The sequence below is a fragment of the Longivirga aurantiaca genome (assembly GCF_042660085.1).
Lineage (GTDB): Bacteria > Actinomycetota > Actinomycetes > S36-B12 > CAIYMF01 > Longivirga > Longivirga aurantiaca.
This window is the reverse complement of sequence record NZ_JBHSTI010000008.1, coordinates 621,808-640,076: the sequence shown is the minus strand read 5'-3', so window position 1 is coordinate 640,076 and position 18,269 is coordinate 621,808. Positions and strand designations below refer to the sequence as shown.

Annotated in this window: 14 protein-coding genes; 7 read left to right on the top strand and 7 right to left on the bottom strand. The window is 72.8% G+C overall.

Annotated elements, in window-relative coordinates; genetic code table 11:
- Nucleotides 1–52: 52 nt before the first annotated feature.
- Nucleotides 53–1,528 carry an HNH endonuclease signature motif containing protein gene (locus tag ACFQGU_RS06980; RefSeq protein WP_386765072.1) on the bottom strand — a complete coding sequence of 492 codons (1,476 nt, stop codon included), beginning with the start codon at nt 1,526–1,528 and terminating at the stop codon, nt 53–55.
- 252 nt (nt 1,529–1,780) lie between these two features.
- Here ACFQGU_RS06980 and ACFQGU_RS06975 point away from each other — a divergent pair, with 252 nt between their 5' ends.
- Nucleotides 1,781–3,754: a fibronectin type III domain-containing protein gene (locus ACFQGU_RS06975; protein ID WP_386765071.1), complete on the top strand. Its 1,974-nt coding sequence runs from the start codon at nt 1,781–1,783 to the stop codon at nt 3,752–3,754.
- A 68-nt stretch (nt 3,755–3,822) separates the two neighbouring features.
- On the opposite strand, the gene ACFQGU_RS06970 is transcribed toward ACFQGU_RS06975, so the two are convergent.
- Genes ACFQGU_RS06970 through ACFQGU_RS06960 form a run of 3 tightly spaced genes read right to left on the bottom strand, consistent with a single transcriptional unit; the run spans nt 3,823 to nt 8,724 of the window.
- Complete coding sequence (locus ACFQGU_RS06970) at nt 3,823–5,208, bottom strand: NAD(P)/FAD-dependent oxidoreductase (RefSeq protein ID WP_386765069.1); 1,386 nt, start codon at nt 5,206–5,208, stop codon at nt 3,823–3,825.
- Nucleotides 5,209–5,251: 43 nt separating this feature from the next.
- Nucleotides 5,252–6,166: an ABC transporter permease gene (locus ACFQGU_RS06965; protein WP_386765067.1), complete on the bottom strand. Its 915-nt coding sequence runs from the start codon at nt 6,164–6,166 to the stop codon at nt 5,252–5,254.
- Entirely contained in the window at nt 6,163–8,724 is a 2,562-nt protein-coding gene (locus tag ACFQGU_RS06960) for an alpha/beta fold hydrolase (protein ID WP_386765065.1), read from the bottom strand. The genes ACFQGU_RS06965 and ACFQGU_RS06960 overlap by 4 nt, the downstream gene beginning before the upstream one ends.
- Before the next feature lie 140 nt (nt 8,725–8,864).
- Between ACFQGU_RS06960 and ACFQGU_RS06955 the strand changes: the two genes are divergently transcribed.
- On the top strand, nt 8,865–9,251 hold the full coding sequence (locus ACFQGU_RS06955) for an RNA-binding S4 domain-containing protein (protein WP_386765063.1): 387 nt from the start codon (nt 8,865–8,867) through the stop codon (nt 9,249–9,251).
- A 3-nt stretch (nt 9,252–9,254) separates the two neighbouring features.
- On the opposite strand, the gene ACFQGU_RS06950 is transcribed toward ACFQGU_RS06955, so the two are convergent.
- Both ACFQGU_RS06950 and ACFQGU_RS06945 read right to left on the bottom strand, forming a co-directional pair.
- Nucleotides 9,255–10,436 (bottom strand): fatty acid desaturase family protein, encoded by a 1,182-nt coding sequence (locus ACFQGU_RS06950; protein ID WP_386765061.1) that lies wholly within the window; start codon nt 10,434–10,436, stop codon nt 9,255–9,257.
- Nucleotides 10,437–10,445: 9 nt separating this feature from the next.
- Nucleotides 10,446–11,564: a ferredoxin reductase gene (locus ACFQGU_RS06945; protein ID WP_386765059.1), complete on the bottom strand. Its 1,119-nt coding sequence runs from the start codon at nt 11,562–11,564 to the stop codon at nt 10,446–10,448.
- A gap of 85 nt (nt 11,565–11,649) precedes the next feature.
- Here ACFQGU_RS06945 and ACFQGU_RS06940 point away from each other — a divergent pair, with 85 nt between their 5' ends.
- Nucleotides 11,650–12,864 carry a PucR family transcriptional regulator gene (locus tag ACFQGU_RS06940; RefSeq protein WP_386768187.1) on the top strand — a complete coding sequence of 405 codons (1,215 nt, stop codon included), beginning with the start codon at nt 11,650–11,652 and terminating at the stop codon, nt 12,862–12,864.
- Here the strand turns inward: ACFQGU_RS06940 and ACFQGU_RS06935 are convergent.
- The gene (locus ACFQGU_RS06935) at nt 12,836–13,840 is read right to left on the bottom strand and encodes a glycosyltransferase family 4 protein (RefSeq protein WP_386765057.1); all 1,005 of its coding nucleotides are present in this window, start codon (nt 13,838–13,840) and stop codon (nt 12,836–12,838) included. The genes ACFQGU_RS06940 and ACFQGU_RS06935 overlap by 29 nt on opposite strands.
- Before the next feature lie 233 nt (nt 13,841–14,073).
- Here ACFQGU_RS06935 and ACFQGU_RS06930 point away from each other — a divergent pair, with 233 nt between their 5' ends.
- Genes ACFQGU_RS06930 through ACFQGU_RS06915 form a run of 4 tightly spaced genes read left to right on the top strand, consistent with a single transcriptional unit; the run spans nt 14,074 to nt 18,258 of the window.
- Nucleotides 14,074–15,267, top strand: a complete 1,194-nt coding sequence (locus ACFQGU_RS06930; protein WP_386765055.1) for a glycosyltransferase — start codon at nt 14,074–14,076, stop codon at nt 15,265–15,267.
- Nucleotides 15,267–16,283: a glycosyltransferase gene (locus ACFQGU_RS06925; RefSeq protein ID WP_386765053.1), complete on the top strand. Its 1,017-nt coding sequence runs from the start codon at nt 15,267–15,269 to the stop codon at nt 16,281–16,283. The genes ACFQGU_RS06930 and ACFQGU_RS06925 overlap by 1 nt, the downstream gene beginning before the upstream one ends.
- Nucleotides 16,280–17,803, top strand: coding sequence for a glycoside hydrolase family 130 protein (locus ACFQGU_RS06920; protein ID WP_386765051.1), 1,524 nt, complete (start codon nt 16,280–16,282; stop codon nt 17,801–17,803). The genes ACFQGU_RS06925 and ACFQGU_RS06920 overlap by 4 nt, the downstream gene beginning before the upstream one ends.
- Nucleotides 17,800–18,258: a cupin domain-containing protein gene (locus tag ACFQGU_RS06915; RefSeq protein WP_386765049.1), complete on the top strand. Its 459-nt coding sequence runs from the start codon at nt 17,800–17,802 to the stop codon at nt 18,256–18,258. The genes ACFQGU_RS06920 and ACFQGU_RS06915 overlap by 4 nt, the downstream gene beginning before the upstream one ends.
- The last annotated feature ends 11 nt before the right edge of the window (nt 18,259–18,269 follow it).

Below are 18,269 nucleotides of genomic sequence, written 5' to 3'. Positions count from 1 at the left end.
TGGTGCGGTCTGCCTGCGGTGCTGATCGGTCCCGAGTGCGGCCTGCCCTTCTTCAGGGCCGGGTTCGGACGGGGACGGGGTCGGGTGGGTCGAAGGCGAGCCAGGTCGGGCATCCCGGGTCGATGCCGGGGTTCTTCACGATGGTCCAGCCGCCCTCGTGCACCGCGTGGTGATGCTTCGCGCACAACAACGTGAGGTTGTCGAGGTCGGTGGCGCCGCCGTACTCCCACTCGAGGATGTGGTGGGCCTCGCACCACCCGACCGCGATCCGGCAGCCCGGGAACGCGCAGTGCTGGTCGCGGAGGTCCAGCGCCCGACGCAGGCGGGGTGGGACGGTGCGGTAGCGGCGGCCCTCGTCCCAGACGTGATGGCGGCGGCGCAGCAACCGCGCCGAGCCGGGGTGCAGCTCGCAGCCGCCGACGCCGTGGACGTGGCCGTGTCGCCCCCGGTGGGCAGCGCCGTGGCAGGGGACGCCGCCGTGGTGGTGCGCGTGCCGGTCGGGGACGGACCCGATGACGCCGATCTCGGTCACCGACGCGTCGCACAGCATCCGCTTCACCGTCTCGGCGTTGACCAGCACCGGGGACGACATCCCGGGGACGGTCATCTCGCCGGGGAACCCGGCGTCGAGGTCGTCGACCGTGGTCGCGATGGTGACGTGCGGGCGGACCCCGTGGGCGCGGCCGACCATGCCGCCGGCCAGCCACAGCTGCACGAGGTGGTTCAACGACAGGGCGTCCTGGTGCGCCGCGGCGATCCGGCGCCGCCGCTCGTCGACCGCGGCGTCGCCGGTGGGCTGCTCGTCCGGGGTCAGGGATCCCGTGCGGAACTTCGCGTCGCGCATCCGGTCCAGCAGCACCTTGAGCGCGGCGCCGTCCTCCAGGGTCAGGGCGCCCTTGATCACGAACTGGTCCCCGACCCGGGTCACGGTGAGGAACTGGCCCGCCATCGACTCCTCCTTGCGCCGGGCCGCGGCCTCCGGGTCCAGGATCTCCTTGAGCACCGCGGCAGCGCCCGCGACCTCCTCCACCGACCCCTGCTCCGCGATCGGGAGGAGGTAGTCCTCGCAGAACGCCCGCCACTGCACCCGGTCGTCGGCGGTCCTGTCCGCGATCGCCGCCTCGCTGCCGCGCACCAGGGCAGCCGCCAGGTCCGGGGTGACCCGGCCCGCGACCAGCGCGACCCGCGTCGCGGCATACGAGCGCAGCGTCCGCGCACCCGAGACGACGCTGCCGGCCCTGCCCGGGGCCATGCCGGTGCGCTGGGTCAGGAACGCCGTCGTCGACCCGAACCCCGCCGACGCCAGCACCCCCGAGGCGTCCAGGCGGTCCACCGCGACCACGCCCAGGGCGTGGGCGGCGTCGCGGACCGCGAACAGCTCCGCCGTCAGCTCCGGCAGACCCGCCAGCTGCACCTCAGACACAGCGCCGGAACCGGCCAGCACCGACGCCTCGCCCAGCAGACCCCGCGCACCCGCGACCAGGCGCGCGAACTCCACCGCCGGATCGACGAAGGTGGCCTGGGACATGACCCCATCATGCCAACCACCTCCGACAATGCACCGACCACCGACAGGAGAAATCCACAGCAACCACAGGCGAATCCGGCCACCACCAGAACTGGTCGTCGGCGAGCAGGCCTCCCGTGAAGCGACCACCAGCCCGGCTGCCTAGGTAGCGCCGGAGCGAAGGTGAGTAGTCGCTGCTCAGGTGCGGGACCCACCGCAGGCACGAGCGTCTGACGTGACGGGACACCCGGTCCCCACGTAGGAGAGACAGCCATGAACCGCACCGCACGCCGCGCCGCAGCCGCCGGCGTCACCGCCGCCGCGATCCTCGGCAGCACGCTCGCCGTCGCGCCGTCGGCGTCCGCCGCGACGCCGTGCCAGACCGACTGCATCAGCGCCATCACGGCGACTCCGTACCCCGACGGCCTGCGCCTCGACGTGTCCACCAGCAGCCCGACCCTCGTGTCGGCCGACATCTACTTCGGCGCCACCAAGGTGAAGTCGTTCGCACCGGCCGCCGGATCTGCCCTCACCTCGACCCGCAGCTACGACATGCAGACCGGGCTCTCGCAGGGCGCCTGGTACCGCTACGTCGTGAAGGCGGCCGACTCGTTCGGCAACGTCCGCACCGAGGAGGGCACGCTGCGCACGCCGCGACGCGACCTCACGGTCACGTTCGACAAGGTGTCGCTCACGAACGACTCCGACTCCACCGGTGCGGGCGACTTCTACTGGATGGGCTCCAAGGTCAGCACCTCCGAGCTGGGCGCCTACCGGCAGCTCGGCGCCACGAGCACCTACTGGGCCTGGAGCACCGGCGGCACCTACTCCGTGCCCAGCACCGCGCGCACGCACTCGATCGCCGGGGCGCAGCAGAACCGGCCTCTGCGGTTCGTGATGTGGGACGACGACAACGACGTGTTCGGCGGCGGCTACATCTGCCTGTCGGGCCTCCCCACCTGCGTGCCGTCCTTCACCAACGGCAGCGACGACACCGCCGACTGGTCGACCGCGGCCGGCACCCTCGCGCTCCCGACGAAGACCGGGGTCTCGAGCGGTGCGTTCTCCATCGCGACGCCCGGCGGCACCGCGGTCGGCTACTCCGTCAGCGGCACCTGGTCGCAGACCGTCCGCAACATCACGACGCCCGTGCGCAGCCTCGCGGCGACGCCGTACAACGGCAAGGTGCTCCTGACCTGGGCGCCGCCGGCGTCCACCAACGGGGCTCCGGTGCTCGGCTACCGCGTCACGTCGGACAAGGGCCTCGCCTTGAACCTCCCCGCCAACGCCGCCTCGTTCACCGCCACCGGGCTCACGAACGGCGTCGTCCAGAAGTTCAGCGTCGTCGCGGTCAACAGCGAGGGCGACTCGCTGCCCACGAGCATCTCCGCCGCCGCCAAGGCGGTCCCGGGTGCGGTCTCGGGCCTCACCGCGAAGGCCGGCAACGCCACCGTGAACGCCACCTGGGTGGCGGCGCCCGCCGGCGAGGGGGCGACGTCGTACCGCGTGTACGTCAACGGCGTCCAGAAGAAGATCGTCACCACGACGAGCGCGGCTGTCACCGCCACCAACGGCGCCAGCGCCACCGTCAAGGTCGTCCCGTTCAACGCGCTCGGCGACGGCCCCGCGTCCTTCGCCGCCGCCGTGACGCCGTACGCGCCGTCGAGCATCAGCGGCTGGGCCTCCACCTCCCTCACCGCCGCGAGCGGCGGCACGTTCAGCTCGACCGTCGCCGTCACCTGCGGGAGCCAGTCGGGTCGCCCCGCGGTCCTGCAGCGCCGCCTGCAGGGTGCGACGAGCTGGTACACCGTGACCACCCAGACCACCAACGTCGGCTGCAGCATCCCGTTCACCGGCAGCGTCCTGGTCGGCATCTGGGAGTGGCGCGTGTACGCCCCGGCGTGGAAGACGTACGGCCCGGTGGGCTCCGCCGTCCGCACCGTCTCGGCGAAGACCACCGTCTCGGGCTTCGACACCACCACGTCGACGGTCGCGGCGGGCTGGACCTACCTCGACGGCATCTCGGTGACGCCGGGCAACCAGCGGACCGTGTGGGTCATCGCCCGCAAGGTCGGGACGACCGGCAGCTACTCCAACCTCTGGCAGGGCACCGCCCAGACCACCGGCGCGATCACGGCCAAGATCGTCGTGCAGCCCGGCACGTGGGAGTACCGCGTCTACGTACCGGCCAACTACATGCACGGCCAGGACACCATGACCGCACCGCGCATCATCACCGGCACGTGACCTCTCTCTGACACATGCAGGACCGGGGACGGCCCGTCGGGAGCATCGCTCCCGGTGGGCCGTCGCCGTCAGTGGCCGAGCGTGCGCCAGAAGCGGGCGGCCGCGCGCGACGGCCGACCCGTGCGGGCCTCGGTGCGGTCGGCCGCGGAGAAGAGCGCCGTGACCGCGTTGACGCCGGTCCAGCGCAGGGGTTCCGGCTCCCAGGCTCGGGAACGGTGGCCGTAGAGGGGAAGGTCGAGCAGCTCGCTGCCGGACGTGCGCAGGATCGCGTCGCGGAGCATCCGGCCCGCGAGGTTCGCCGTCGCGACCCCGTCGCCGACGTAGCCGCCCGCCTGGGCGAGCCCGGTCGCGGCGTCGAACGTGACCGACGGCGTCCAGTCGCGCGGGATCCCGAGGTTGCCGCCCCAGGCGTGCGTGAACCGCACGCCGCCGAGGGCGGGGAACAGCTCGACGAGGATGCGCCGCAGCATCGCGTGCACCCGGTCGTCGACGTCGTGCTCGGGACGCACGCTCGACCCCCAGTGGTACGGCGCCCCACGCCCGCCGAAGGCGATGCGCCCGTCGGCGGTGCGCTGCCCGTAGATCCTCAGGTGCCGCTTGTCGCTGAAGGTCTCCCGCTCGGCGAGGCCGATCTGCCCCCAGAGGTCGTCCGAGAAGGGCTCGGTCGCCACCATCAGCGAGTACATCGGCACCACCGACCGGTGCACGCCGGGCAGCGTCGGCGTGAAGCCCTCGGTCGCGCGCACCACGACGTCGGCGCGCACCACGCCGCGCGTCGTCGTGACGCGCCCCTGCTCGATCCCGATGACCTCGGTGCCCTCGTGGATCGTCACGCCGCGTCGGGCCACCGCCGTTCCGAGACCGACCACGAGCGAGAACGGCTGCAGCGCGGCGCAATGCGGGGTGTAGGTGCCGCCGAGCACGCCCGTGGCCCTGACGCGGTTCGACGCCTCCACCTGGCCCAGCAGCGTCAGCTGGTCGGACATCCCGTACGCCGCCCAGCCGGCCGCCTCGGCCTGCGAACGCGCGAGCTGGGCCTCGTTGCGCGCGACCGAGGCGTAGCCGCCGGCCCGGAAGCCGCACTCGATCCCCTCGGCCTCGGCCACCGCGCCCACCTCGAGCACGGTGCCGTTCATCGCCCGCTGCATGCGGATCGCGGCATCGCGACCCGCGAGGGCAGACACCCGTCGCATCGACGCCGGGTAGATCGCCGAGCACCAGCCGCCGTTGCGGCCGGAGGCCCCGAACCCGACGTACTCCTTGTCGAGCACGACGATCCGGAGCGACGGGTCGGCCTCGGCCAGGTAGTACGCCGTCCAGAGGCCTGTGTAGCCGGCGCCGACGATCACGACGTCGGCGTCGCGATCGCCCGGGAGGGGCGGGTACGTCGGTGGCGGCCCGTCCACGGTCGCGCGCCACAACGAGGCCGGGCCGGGACGCAGGTCGGGGCTCACGGCCCGCAGTCTGGCAGAGGGACGGCCGCGTGTCGGAGCACCGCTACGAGAGCACGTCCTTGCGCAGGAACTTGCGCCACGCCAGGGCGAGCAGCACCGCGGCGTACGCGACCGACAGGACGGCGCCGCGGCCCATGTCCTGCCATACGACCGGGTCGTTGAACGCGTCCACCCACGCCCCGATGTAGTGGGTCGGCAGGATCTCCCGCACCGGCCCGAGATCCTCCACCTGGTCGAGGATGGTCGAGATGATCACGAGCATCACCGCGCCACCCACCGCACCGAGCGGGGCGTCGGTGTGCACCCCGAGGAAGAACGCGAGCGACGCGACGAACAGCATCGAGACGGCGAGGTAGCCGATCACGATCGACAGGCGGAACAGCGCCTCACCGGTCGGGATCACGCTGCCGAGCGGAGTGCGCGCCGGGCCGAAGCCGAAGAAGATTCCGCCCGAGATCAACGCGGACACGGGCAGGATCACGAGACCGGTCAGCGCGAGGCCGAACGACACTACGAGCTTCTGCCGCAGCAGCCGCGACCGCGACACGGGCGATGCGAGCAGGTACTTCAGCGACGACCACCCCGCCTCGCTCGCCACCGTGTCGCCGCAGAAGAGCGCGACCACCACCACGATGAGCAGGGTCGACGACGCGAACACCACGAACAGCGCGAAGTTCACCGCGCCGCCGGTCGCGAGGTCGACGAACCGTGTGCCGCCGGTCACCACGCCCTCGCGGTTGCGGGCGAACAGCGCGGCCAGCACGAGCGGGAACAGCGCGAGCCCGGCGAGCACCAGCTGCGTACGCCGGCGCCGCCACTGGCGCACGAGCTCGACCCGCAGCGGCAGCGTGCGGCCGGCCGACCATCCGGCGGCCGAGCCGTCGGCGGCGGCAGTCGGGGGCGGGGGCGCAGACCTCAGCAGGTCGTGCACGCCGCGCGTCGTCGAGGTGCTGCTCATGTCGCTCCGATCAGGCCGAGGAAGACCGACTCGAGGTCGGCGGCGGAGTCGTCGTCGGCGTCCGCGGCCACGACCTGGTCGAGCGGGCCGGCGGCCACGAGCTCGCCGCGGTGCATCACCACGACGTGCGTGCAGGTGCGCTCGACCTCGGCGAGCAGGTGGCTCGAGACCACCACCGTGCGCCCGGTCTCGGCGTACGTGCGCAGCACCTCGCGGACCTCGCGGATCTGAGGCGGGTCGAGACCGTTGGTCGGCTCGTCGAGCACGAGCAGCTCGGGCAGGCCGAGCATCGCCTGCGCGATCGCGATGCGGGCGCGCATGCCCTGGCTGTAGGTGCGCACCTTGCGGTCGACGTCGGCACCGAGCCCGGCCACCTCGAGCACGGTGTCGAGGTACGCCTCGTCGGCCGGCCGTCCCGTGACGCGCCAGAACAGCTCGAGGTTCGCGCGCCCCGACAGGTGCGGGAGCAGGCCGGGGCCCTCGACGAAGGCGCCGAGCCGCGACAGCACCGGCGCGCCCGGCGTGATGCGGTGGCCGAAGACCAGCAGCTCGCCCTCGGACGGCCGGATGAGCCCGAGCAGCATCCGCAGCACCGTCGTCTTGCCGGCACCGTTCGGGCCGAGCAGGCCGAGCACCTGGCCCTTCTCCACCCGGAAGCTCACGTCGGACACGGCGCGGAAGCCGCCGGCGTATGACTTCCCGAGGTTGCGCACGACCAGCGGCACCTCCTCGAGCCCCGCCTCGACGTCCTGCGCCACATGGCGCCCGCGCCGCCCGACCACGACGGCCAGCGCCCCGAGGCCCAGCACGAGCAGACCGACGACCACCGCCGCGGCCACCAGCCCCGCGTTGTCCGACGGCAGCGGCGCGACCGGCACGTCGGGGAGCGACAGCGCCCGCGAGCCGGCCAGCTCGAGGTCGTAGGTGCGGGCATCGGGCGGCATCGCGTACGCCTGGTCGGTCGTCGTCAGCACGAGCCGGAGGGCGTGACCCGGCTGGAGCTCGCGCACGACGGCCGGCAGCACCACCCGTACGGTCTGGTCGGCGCCGCCGTCGAGGCGCACCGTGGTCACGAGCCGGTTGGGCAGCACCGCCTCGCTGCCCCCCGGGCCGACGTCGAGCAGCCGCGCGAACAGCGTCACGTCGGGTGCCGTGGTGCGCACGCGCACGTCGACGGTCGCCGAGCCCACCAGCGTGAAGGTCTCGGTGAACGGCTCGGTCTCGAAGACGGCGGACTGGCCCGGGATGTCGGGCAGCGCGCGCTGCGAGCCGCGCAGCAGCGTCGACACGACGGCGCCGAGCCCCGGCAGGCTCGACACCTGCGCCGGGTTGCCGCCCGCCGGGGCGACCACGGTCTGGGCGCCGCCGGACAGCGGCACCTCGCGCCGCACCACGTCGGTGCCGCCGAGGCCCGGCGCGGCGTCCGCGGCGAGCACCTGCGGGTCGGCGCCGGTCCGCGCGCCGAACAGCGACGCCGCCTGCCCCGTCGCCTCGAAGCGGGTGTCGGCCGCTGTGCCGTCGTCGCGGAGGTAGCGGTCGAACCAGGCGAGGGTCAGCGCGTCGAGCCGCTCGTCCTCCTGGTCGCCGCCGTCGTGGCCGCCGGCGAACCAGACGAGCTTCACGGGCGTGCCGGCCGCTGCGATCCCCCGTGCGTTGGCGTCGCCCTCCGACAGCGGGAAGAGCGAGTCGGCCTGACCCTGCAGCAGCAGCGTCGGCGCCTCGATCCGGTCGAGCACCGACGCCGGGCTCGAGGCGGCGAGGAGGTCCAGGATCTCCGGCGTCGGCACGCCGGTCGCCGCGCTCGCGCCGTACGCGTCGCACACGTCCTCGGCGAACCGGCCGCAGATGGTCGGGTCGTCGGCGGACGCCGAGCCGCTGCCGAAGAACACGCCCGCCCAGAGCCGCTTGAACACGCCGGGGTCGGGGACGGGGTCGAACGCCGCAGCCGTGCTGGGATCGCCCGTCGTGGCGAACTGCGGGAAGAGCGAGGCCGCGAGGTCGTTCCAGGTGATCCGCGGCGCGATCGCGTCGACCCGCTGGTCGTAGCCCGCGGCGAGCAGCGCGATGGCGCCGCCGTAGGAACCGCCGGCGATGCCCACCCGCGGGTCGCCGTCGGCGTCGAGCTGGACGTCGTCGCGTGCGGCGAGCAGGTCGACCAGCGCGCTCGCGTCGGCCACCTCGTACGCCGGTGCGTTCAGGTGGATGCGCCCACCGGACTCGCCGAAGCCGCGGGCGGTCCAGGTGAGGACGACGTACCCCTCGGCGGCGAGCCTGCGTGCCTGTGCGACGAGGTCCTGGCGCTTGCCCCCGAACCCGTGCGCGAGCAGCACGGCCGGGGCGGGCGCCGTGGCGCCGTCGGACGTGTAGACCGCGACGTCGAGCTCGACCGCCGTGCCGTCGGGCTCGGCGCCCACCGGCACGCGGAGCGCCTCCTCGCGGACCGTCGGCCCCGCGGTCAGCACAGGGACGACCCAGAGGAGAAGGGCGGCGAGCAGCGCGACCACGCCCAGCACCGCCGCGGCAGTCCGTGCCCGCGACGACCGCAACCAGCCGATCACGCCTCGCCCCCTCGCGTCGTCCCCACCAGGCCATCGAACGGCATGCGCGCCGCCCGGGCATCCCGGGGCGGCACAGGTCCGACGAACGACGCCCGCGGAACGTCTCCGGCACCACGCCGCGGCCCGCCTAGGCTGACGTCATGCCCGCGTCGCCACCGCCGTCGAGCGTCCGCGCCGACGCGTGGACGTGGGCGATCCGCCTCTACCCCACCCGATCGGCTGCGAGCGCGGCGTGCAAGGCCGGGCACGTGAAGGTCAACGACGCCGCCGCGAAGCCCGCCACCCCGGTGCGCATCGGCGACACGGTCCGCGCCTACACCCCCGGCGGAGAGCGCATCGTCGTCGTGACCGGCCTGATCGAGAAGCGCACGAGCGCGACGCTGGCCGCGCTCAACTACGACGACAGGACGCCGCCCCCTCCCCCGAAGGAGGAGCGGGCGGCGCCCATCGTGCGCGAGCGCGGGTCGGGCCGGCCGACCAAGAAGGAGCGCCGGATCACCGAGCGGCTGCGGGGCCGCAGCGTCTGACGGTCAGGCCGCGGCGCTCGTCGCGACGTCGGGCAGCACGGCGGCGACGACCTTGCGCGGCAGCGACGTCGCCGCGGCGACGCCCTGGGACGCCTTGCGCAGCAAGTGGTTCGGCAGCGAGAGCCGCACGACCTTCGTCCACGCGGACGCGACCTGCTTCACCATCGGGCCGCTGGTGTAGGTGAGGCCGTAGCGCTCGAAGAGCGCCTCCACCTGGGGTGCGATCTCCTGGTAGCGGTTGCTCGGCAGGTCGGGGAACAGGTGGTGCTCGATCTGGAACGACAGGTTGCCGCTCATGATGTGCAGCAGCTTGCCGCCCGAGATGTTGGCCGAGCCCAGCATCTGGCGCAGGTACCACTCGCCGCGGCTCTCGCCCTCGATCGAGGTCTTCGAGAAGGTCTCGACTCCCTCGGGGAAGTGGCCGCACATGATGACCGAGTGCGTCCACACGTTGCGCACGAAGTTGGCGGTGGCGTTGGCCGCGAGCGTGGGCACGAACGACGGGCCCGACAGCAGCGGGTGCACGACGTAGTCGCGCGTCGCCTGGGAGCGGATCTTGGCGAGCACCACGCGGGCCTCGGCCCAGAACTGGTCCTTGTCCTTGCGGCCCGCGAGGTACTTGCCCACCTCGAGGTCGTACGCCGCGATGCCGTACTGGAAGAAGCACATGTTGACGAAGTTCCAAACGGGCTGGGCGATGTAGCCCGGCTTCCAGCGCTGGTCCTCGTCGACGCGCATGATCCCGTACCCGAGGTCGTTGTCGCGGCCGAGCACGTTCGTGTACGTGTGGTGCAGCTCGTTGTGCGAGTGCTTCCACATCGTCGCGGGCGTCGCGTTGTCCCACTCCCAGGTGGTCGAGTGGATCTTCGGGTCGCGCATCCAGTCCCACTGGCCGTGCAGGACGTTGTGCCCGATCTCCATGTTCTCGAGGATCTTCGCGATCGACAGCGCCGTCGTCCCGACGACCCAGGCCGGCGGGAGGAGCGAGAAGAGCAGCATGCCGCGGCCGCTGAGCTCGAGCGCGCGCTGGACGTCGATGACGCGACGGATGTACGCAGCGTCGCGCTCGCCGCGCGACGCGAGCACCTGCTCGCGGATCGCGTCGAGCTCGACGCCGATCGCGGTGATGTCGTCGTCGGTCAGGTGCGCGATGGGGCTCTGCGCCTTGTTCTGGATCGTGGTCATTCCGGCCTCCTAGAGGTCGATGTCGCAGGCGCCGGCAGCCGCCGACACGCAGGTCTGGATGAGCACGCCGTCGCCGGGTGCTGCGGTGGTCACGGCGCCGTCGCGCAGGTCGCGCACCACGCCCTCGCGGAGCGGCACGACGCAGCCGAAGCAGATGCCCATGCGGCACCCGGAGGGCATGAGCACGCCCGCCTCCTCTCCGGCGTCGAGCAGCGAGGTGGACGTCGACGCCTCGACGACGGTGCCGGTGCGGCTGAAGGTGACCGCGCTCGACCCCGACTCCGTGCGAGCCACGACGACCGGGCGGAACCGCTCGGTGCGCAGCCGGTCCGAGAGGCCGAGTGACGCGTAGTGCGCCTCGACCGCGTCGAGCAGCTCGCCCGGGCCGCAGGCCCAGGTGCGCCGCTGCGCGAGGTCGGGCACCAGCCGCTCCAGCTCGGTGACGTCGAGGCGGCCGTCGTCGGACGTGTGCCGCTCGACGAGCCGGATCACCCCGCCGTCGGCCAGCACCCGCAGCTCGGCGCCGAAGATCGCGTCGGACGCCGTGCGCGCGGAGTGCACCACGACGACGTCGGTCAGCTGCGTCGAGCGCAGCATGCCCATGACAGGGGTGATGCCGGAGCCGGCGGTCAGGAACAGCACCTTGGTGGGCCGCACGGGAGGCAGCACGAAGTCGCCGGCCGCCTGGTCGAGCTGCACGACGGTGCCGACCCGCGCCCGGTGCACGAGGTAGCCGCTCACGACTCCACCGTCCACGGCCTTCACCGTGATCGCGATGCAGCCGTCGGCGCGCGCGGCGTCCGAGCTGAGGGAGTAGGTGCGCCACTGGCGCACGCCGTCGACGTCGACGCCGAGGCGCACGTACTGCCCGGGCGTGTGCCCGAGCCAGTCGCGACCGGGTCGGATGACGACCGTGACGGCGTCGCGGGTCTCGGGGTGCAGGCCGACGATGCGGCCGCGCAGCGCCGTGCCCGCGCGGAGCGGGACGACACGGTCGAGGTAGTCGGACGGGACGAGCGGCGTGGTGACCAGCCCGGCCAGGTCGACGAGGCGCTCACGAAGGCCCCGGGTCCGCGGGGTCGTCGGCGCCGGTGTGGTGAGAGGCGGTGTGGTGGGAGCAACTGCCATGAGACCAGGGTGATTCACCGGAGGGTCTAAACTCTTGTCCGTCGGGCGTGAAACCACCCCCCTAGATTGTTCGGTGAGGACAAAGATGGACGGCGCCACCGCACGTGCCACCTCGGAGCACCTCGCCCTCGAGCCCGCGGTGGCCGCGACGCTGCGCGAGCGGCTCCCGGACGTCGCCGCCGCCACGGTGGCCGCGGTGACCGCCGAGGTGCCGTCGTACGCCGGCGCCTTCACCGGCGACCTGGGCGCCACCATCACGGGCGCGGTGCAGGTCGCGCTCGGCGGCTTCCTCAAGCTCGCGACACGCACCGCGGGCTCCGACCCGGGCACACCGCTGACGCCGGCCCTCGAGGCGGCGTACGACCTCGGCCGCGGCGAGGCGCGCAGCGGGCGGTCGATGGACGCGCTGCAGGCGGCGTACCGCATCGGCGCGCGCGTCGCCTGGCGCGAGATGTCGGCCGCGGCGGCCGGCGCCGGCATGCCCGCGGGCACGATGGCGCGCTTCGCCGAGCTCGTCTTCGCCTACATCGACGAGCTGTCGGCGTCGAGCGTGGCGGGGCACACCGACGAGCTCGCCACCAGCGGCCGGGTGCGCGAGCGCTACCTCGAGCGCCTCGCCCAGCTGCTGCTCGCAGGGGCCGACGAGGGCACCGTCATGTCCGCGGCCGCCCGCGCCGGATGGCAGCCCCCCGCCACCCTCACCGCGGTGCTGCTGCCCGAGGGGCAGGTTCACGCCCTCGTTCCCGCGCTCCCCGCCGGCAGCGTGCTCGCCCGCCAGGACCTTCCAGGCGTGAGCGACGACGACGACCTCGTGCTGCTGCTCGTGCCCGACCTCGGCGGCCGTCGACGCACCCGCCTGCTGCGCATGCTCGCCGGGCGCGACGCCGTCGTCGGGCCGGCGCGGCCGTGGCTCGAGGTCGCGGCCTCGTACGCACGCGTCCGGCGCACCCGCGAGATCACGACGATCCGGGGCGTGGTCGACACCGACGAGCACCTCGCCGAGATCGTGCTCGGTGCCGACGCCGAGGCGCTCGCCGACCTCAGGACTCGCGTGCTCGCACCCCTGGCCGGCGTGCGCGCGTCATCGCGGGAGCGACTCGCGGAGACTCTGCGCTCGTGGCTCCTGCACCAGGGCAGGCGCGACGACGTCGCCGCAGACCTGTTCGTCCACGCGCAGACCGTCCGCTACCGGATGGGTCAGGTGCGCGAGCTGTACGGCGACGCGCTCGACGACCCGCGCACCGTGCTCGAGCTGACCCTCGCCCTCGGGCTCACGCCGCAGGCAGGTGCAGCGGGCTGATCCCCCCGGCGGCCACGGCCGCGAAGAGCCTCTCGTAGTCGGCGACCATCCGACCCGCCGAGAACCGCTGCGCCGCATCGGATCTGCAGGATGCGCGGTCGATGGAGCCGAGTCGTGCAACGGCGTCGACGGCGTCGTCGACCGAGGCGACGAGGAAGCCCGTCACGCCGTCACGGATCAGCTCGGGCATCGAGCCCCGGCCAAACGCCACGACCGGCGTCCCGGCGGCGAGCGACTCCACCACCGACAGCCCGAAGGGCTCGTCGAAGTCGATGAGGTGCAGCAGCGCGGCAGCCCCGCCGAGCAGCCGGTCGCGTTCGGCCGGCCCCACGGGGCCGACGTACGACACCGCGGCGCCGTCGACGTGCGGCAGCACCAAGGAACGGAAGTAGTCGTCGTCGTGCACCACACCGGCGATCACGAGCGGCAGCCCGGCGAGTCGCGCCACCTCGATCGCGACGGCCGTGCCCTTGTCGGGATGGATGCGCCCGAGGAAGAGCAGGTAGCCGCCGTCACCGGCGCCGGCGGTGAACGACGCGAGGTCGATGCCATGGTGGATCGTCGACGCGTAGTGCAGGTCGGGATGACGGTCGGAGTCGCTGATCGAGACGTAGTGCGCCACGTCGTCGTACGCCCGGTAGACAGGCACGATCCGCTCGGACGAGAAGCCGTGGATCGTCGTCACCACCGGTGTGCGGACGAGCCTGCTGAAGGCGAGCGGCAGGAAGTCGAACTGGTTGCTGATCACGTCGAACTCGTCGGCCCGCTCGAACGCCGCCGCGATGTGCAGGGCCTCGTACACCTTCGCGTCGACGGAGGCGTCCTCCTCGTAGCCCGCCGGGGCCTCGGAGTGCAGCCGCGCGGCCGTCGTCGAGTCCGCGGTCGCGAACAGCGTGACGTCGTGCCCTCGTTCGACGAGGCCCTCCGCGAGGGTCGAGGCCACCTGCTCCCACGGCCCGTAGGACCGCGGCGGCACCGAGTGAGCGATGGAAGCGATTAGGGCGATCCTCACCATGACCTCCGGTTTGACCTGAATCTACAAGGGAAATCAGCACCTGGGATCGGTGCTACTGTGAAGGGGTAGCGCCGCAGCGATGATGCCGCGGCCTTCGGCGCGACCGCTTGGTCGAGCGCCCTGGGATGTCGATCCTCCCTCCGTGCACGGCAGCACATCGGCTGCACAGATCGGTATCTCGAAAGCAGACGGCCATGGGCCTCAGGTTCGGTTTCCTGTCCACCTACCCTCCGACGCAGTGCGGTATCGCGACGTTCGCGGAGTCGCTGGTCCGCCACCTCCACCGCTCCGGCGCGCACGTCGGCGTCGTCCGGCTCGTCGACGCGCCTGAGGTGCAGGTGCTCCCCGTCGTGCACCAGTGGGTCCGCGGTCGCCGCGGTGCCGAGATCGACGCGGCTCTCGTGCTCGACGACTTCGACGTGGCCGTCGTGCAGCACGAGTACGGCATCTTCGCCGGCCCGGACGGCGAGGACGTGCTCGACGTCGTCCAGCGCCTCTCCGTCCCCGTGATCACGGTGCTCCACACCGTCCTGACGCACCCGACCCCGAACCAGCACCGGGTGCTGGCCTCGCTGGTCGACCGGTCGGCAGCCCTCGTCACCATGACCGAGACGGCGCGCGACCGCCTGGTCGCCGGCTGGGGCGTCGACCCGGCCACGGTCACCGTGATCCCGCACGGCGCCGAGGACAACCGCAGCGACCACCCGTCCCCGCTGGCCGCCGTCCCCGTGCGTCCGACCGTGCTCACCTGGGGCCTGCTGTCCGAGGGCAAGGGCATCGAATGGGCCCTCCTGGCACTGGCCGAGCTCCGGGAGACCACCGAGCTGCCGCGCTACCGGGTGCTCGGGCGCACCCACCCCAAGGTGCTCGAGCGCGACGGCGAGGCCTACCGCGAGCGGCTGCTGTCGATGACGCGCCACCTCGGCCTCGAGGGTCACGTGGACTTCGACAGCCGCTACCTCTCCGGGCCGGACCTGCGGCGCGCGGTCAGCGAGGCGGACGTCGTCCTGCTGCCCTACGACTCGGCGGAGCAGGTCACGTCGGGCGTGCTCACCGAGGCTGTCGCTGCCGGCAAGCCCGTGATCTCCACGTCGTTCCCCCACGCGGTCGAGCTGCTGTCCGGCGGCGCCGGGATCCTCGTGCCGCAGCGCGACCCCGCTGCGATCTCCGACGCGTTGCGTCGCGTGATCACGGTCCCCGGGGTCCGCGACCACATGGCACGGGAGGCGCGGGGGCTCGCAGCCTCGCTGCTGTGGCCTGCTGTCTCCCAGCGGTACATCGAGCTCGGACGGACCCTGCTCGGGCACGGCCGGGTGGATCTCGCCGAGCGCGACCTCGCGAGCCATGGCGCGATCGCCCTCGGCGCCCAGCTGAGGTCGGCAGTCTGATGCCCCGCACCCTCCAGCTCGGGCACCTCGCCCACCTGACCACGCGCACCGGCCTCTGGGAGCACGCGCTCGGCACCGAGCCGCGCACCGAGCACGGCATGTGCGTCGACGACGTCGCCCGGGCCCTCGTGGTCGTCGCCCGCATCGAGAAGCCCACCGACGAGGTGCGCACCATGACGCGCACCTACCTCGCCTTCCTCGAGGCGGCCCTCCACGACGACGGCGCGATGCACAACCGTCGCAACCCCGACGGCACCTGGGGCGACGACGCGTCGACCGACGACCACTGGGGCCGCGCGCTGCACGCGCTCGGCACCGCGGCCGCGCACCTCGACGACACGTTGCTCGCCGGTGCTGCACGCATCGCGGCGGCGACCGCCATGGGCGCACGCTCGCCGCACCCGCGGTCGATGGCCTACGCCGCGCTCGGTGCGGCGCAGCTGCTCACCGTGGCACCCGACGACCTGCAGTGCCGCCGGATCATGCTCGACGCCCGACGCCTGCTGCGACCTGCGCTGGTCGACGTCACCTGGCCGTGGCCGTACGAGCGCCTGACGTACGCCAACGCCGTCCTGCCCCAGGCCATGCTGGCCATCGGTCGGCACCTCGAGGCGCACGACCTCGAGGCGGACGGGCTCCGGCTGCTCACCTGGCTCGTCGAGGAGCAGACGCACCTGGGCCACCTCTCGATGGTGCCGGCGCACGGCCGGGCATCCGGCGACCGACGACCGGGCTTCGACCAGCAGCCCATCGAGGTGGCCGCGCTCGCCGAGGCCGCGCGGACGGCGTACGAGCTCACGGGCGACCGCCGCTGGACCAGCGCCGTCGAGATGTGCGCCCGCTGGTTCGAGGGCGACAACGACTGCGGGATCCCTGTGCGCGACGAGGCCACGGGCGGCGGCTACGACGGCCTCGAGGACGGTTCGGTCAACCAGAACCAGGGCGCCGAGTCGACCCTCGCCTGGCTCGCGACGGTGCAGCTGTCCCAGCTCGACTCGCTGGCAGGCGTCTCGTGACGATCGCGACCACCAGCACCTGGGTGAGACGGACGGAGAGCGTGCTGCGTCCCGACCCGTCACGGGTCGTCGCACGGCTGTTCCTGCCCGGGCAGGAGATGGCCGCACTCGGGGTGTCCCGCTCCGAGGCCGTCATCCATCGTGCGCTCGCCCTCACCGACGAGGAGGTGGACGAGGAGCTGAGCGCCGTCTACGACTCCTTCAGCACGCGGCATCGCGGCCTGCTGTCGACCTGGGAGTCGCACTTCTCCCTCCTCGAGCACCGGGTCACCGACCACGAGCCTCCCTCCCTCGCGCGCCGACGACTCATCGGCGCCTACTTCACCCAGGAGTACTCGGTCGAGGGCGCGGCCCTGTTCAACCCGTCCATGGCGCTGCACCCGGACCAGACCGGGCTGCCGATCGGCTCGGTCCGCTTCGTGATGACCGTCCGCGCCGTCGGCGAGGGGCACATCTCGAGCATCGAGCTGCGCACCGGCACCGTGTCGGCATCGGGCCAGATCACGCTCGACCCGCCTCCTACGGTCGCGGTGCTCGCCAACGCCCGGCCCACCAGCTACGTGCGCAGTGCCTTCGAGAACCAGCTCGTCGACATGTGGGGCGACCGCACCAACTCGGACTTCGTCCTCGATGCCCTGCCCGAGGAGTTCAGCCGGGACGAGCTCGACGTCGCCCTCCAGAACCTGCGCGACCAGCGGCTCACGCGCGGCGCTGCGAGGAGGACCATCGACCGGTTCGAGTGGATCGCGGGCTGCTCGTACACGGTGGAGTTCCCGCCGTCGTCCCATGTCCAGGAGCGCGTGCTGATGCCGCGCGGTCCCTCCGAGACCCAGGGCATGGAGGACGTGCGCCTCATCCGCCTGGCTGACGCTGACGCTGACGGCGAGGCGGACTACGTCGGCACCTACACGGCGTACGACGGCGACCGCATCTCGACGCAGATGATCCGTACGCGCGACTTCCGCACCTTCACGATCACGCGCCTCTCCGGCCCCGGCTCGCGGAACAAGGGGCTCGCGCTCTTCCCGAGGAAGATCGCCGGGCGGTACGTCGCGATGTCGCGCGCCGACCGTGAGAGCAACGGCGTCACGACGTCCGACGACCTGCAGCACTGGGACGAGCCGGTGCTCGTGCAGACTCCCCGCGAGCCGTGGGAGATCGTCCAGCTCGGCAACTGCGGGCCGCCGATCGAGACCGAGGCGGGCTGGCTCGTCCTGACCCACGGCGTCGGCCCGATGCGGCGGTACGGCATCGGTGCGATCCTGCTCGACCTCGACGACCCCACGGTGGTCCTCGGCTGCCTCGCCCAGCCGCTGCTCACCCCGGACGACGACGAGCGCGACGGCTATGTTCCGAACGTCGTCTACTCGTGCGGCGCCCTGCTGCACGGTCGCCACCTCGTGCTGCCCTACGGCAGCAGCGACTCCGCCACCCGCTTCGCCGTGGTCGACCTCGACCCGCTGCTCGCCGAGCTCGCGACCTCCCCCGCACCGCCCACGACCGACGAGGACCACTCATGACCATGCCCAACGGCCTCAGGCCGAGCAACAACCCGTTCCTCTCCCCGCCCGTGCTGCCCGACGCCCCCGACGCCGAGCACCTCGAGGCCGCCCGGCAGGACAAGCCCTGGGGCCACGAGACCCTCTTCGCCGACGGCAGCAACGGCTACGCGGGCAAGCTCATCCACGTGCTGGCCGGACGCTCGCTCAGCCTCCAGCTGCACCACCGCAAGGACGAGACCATCAGCGTCATCAGCGGAGAGATGGTGTTCGAGGCCGGCCCGTCCGCAGGAATGCTGGAGCGCACCACGATGATCGCGGGCGACACGGTGCACGTGCCGGCGACGGTCGTGCACCGCATCACCGCGGTGACCGATGTGGTGCTCGTCGAGGCCTCGACGGCCGGCGTGGGGTGGCAGCACGACGTCGTCCGACTCGCCGACGACTACGGCCGCGACGGAACCTCCGCCCCCTGACCCCCACCGCG